Source organism: Mesorhizobium sp. M0159 (genome assembly GCF_040322295.1).
Lineage (GTDB): Bacteria > Pseudomonadota > Alphaproteobacteria > Rhizobiales > Rhizobiaceae > Mesorhizobium.
Genome location: NZ_JAMYTF010000132.1, coordinates 1 through 1,235, shown reverse-complemented (window position 1 = coordinate 1,235; position 1,235 = coordinate 1). Strand labels below are relative to the sequence as shown.

Genomic DNA, 1,235 nt, shown 5'->3' with positions numbered 1-1,235 from the left:
GGTCGAGACCCACACCGAGGGTAAGTTCTCGCTCATCTGGCCGGCGTTGCCGTCTGATCGGCTTACAACGAATCCCCGTCGCAAGGGCGGAGCTTCGCCGGCGCGCTATGTCGTGACAGATACCTTGCGGCCTTTCAGCGACGACTTGATTGCCGATGCGGTCGCGGCCGTCACCGACGGGGTTGTTGACCCAGGGGAGGGCGCTTACTCCACCGCAACCATGTCGCCCAGTTCCGTCGCGACGCTCCGAAGCAGACCTGTTGCCGGCATCGGGGTCCGGGACGAACATGTGATCTCCATAATGGGTACGAGCCGGAGCCCATCGCGATTGAAACTGCTGACCGGCGATCAGGCGCTCGTTGCAGAGAAAGATTACGATCGATCGCGATGCCCGCGTTGCCTTCACCCGAAATGTTGCTGGGCGCCTCCTTCGACAGCGCGCACATGCGACACGTCCTGGCCGGGCGCGCCGCCTGTTGCCGAGAGCGACGATCGCGAATCCGAACGCTGGACGGCAGGTGAGGCGCGGTTGCGATAGGCCAGGTCTGACTTGCTTCACCAGTAATCCGAAGACGCCAGGGACGCACTACGCTGGACGCGTGCCCTAGCCGTCGAGCTCCCGCTTATCCGTTCGTCCGCTCCATATCCGGCTGGACCGCGCCGCACCCTTGGGCTGTTCAAAGGCGCTGGCATCTTCCCTACGCCGGCCGTTGTATCGCCGGAGCGTCAACCCGCTGAAGTCCGGCGGTGCTTTCTCAGCCGGGTGATCGCCGACTTGTCGACCGTGATCACCCCGCCGCAGTCAATCCGCACAGTGAGTTTGTTCGCCCCGCGCTCGATGCGGGTGACGTCCCCAACAAGAATCACTCGGTCGCCGGCCCGGACTTTGGGTGGCGGATCAATCGTATAAGGATGGTCATACGAAGGAATGCTCACCCTGGCGCGCCCGCTGGGGAGAATCGTGACGACGGTACCTGCCAGCGCAACCTCATCGCCGACCTCAAATTCGCGAGGCATGTTAACGTGCAGCATGGTCTTCCTCCCGATGCTTTCCCCCATTGACGCTTTGCTAAATTTAATGCCCGGCCAACCAGGTTGGTTGCTTGCAATCGACTTCGTACGGTTCCGCACAATTCCAAGCTGGTATGCACTCCCAGTTGGCCTCGGATCGGCCTTGTGTGCGTCAAATTCTGCAGAAATGGTTTGACAGTCAGCGATGACCTTGGCGCGCCCCG

General features: G+C 61.8%; 2 protein-coding genes. One reads left to right on the top strand and one right to left on the bottom strand.

The annotated features are described in order from the left end of the window. The coding region (locus NKJ32_RS35360; RefSeq protein WP_352830575.1) for a hypothetical protein at positions 1-538 on the top strand (538 nt) is incomplete at its 5' end. Positions 539-726: 188 nt separating this feature from the next. On the opposite strand, the gene NKJ32_RS35355 is transcribed toward NKJ32_RS35360, so the two are convergent. Next, positions 727-1,235: hypothetical protein (locus NKJ32_RS35355; protein WP_352830572.1), on the bottom strand; the 509-nt coding region annotated here is incomplete at its 5' end.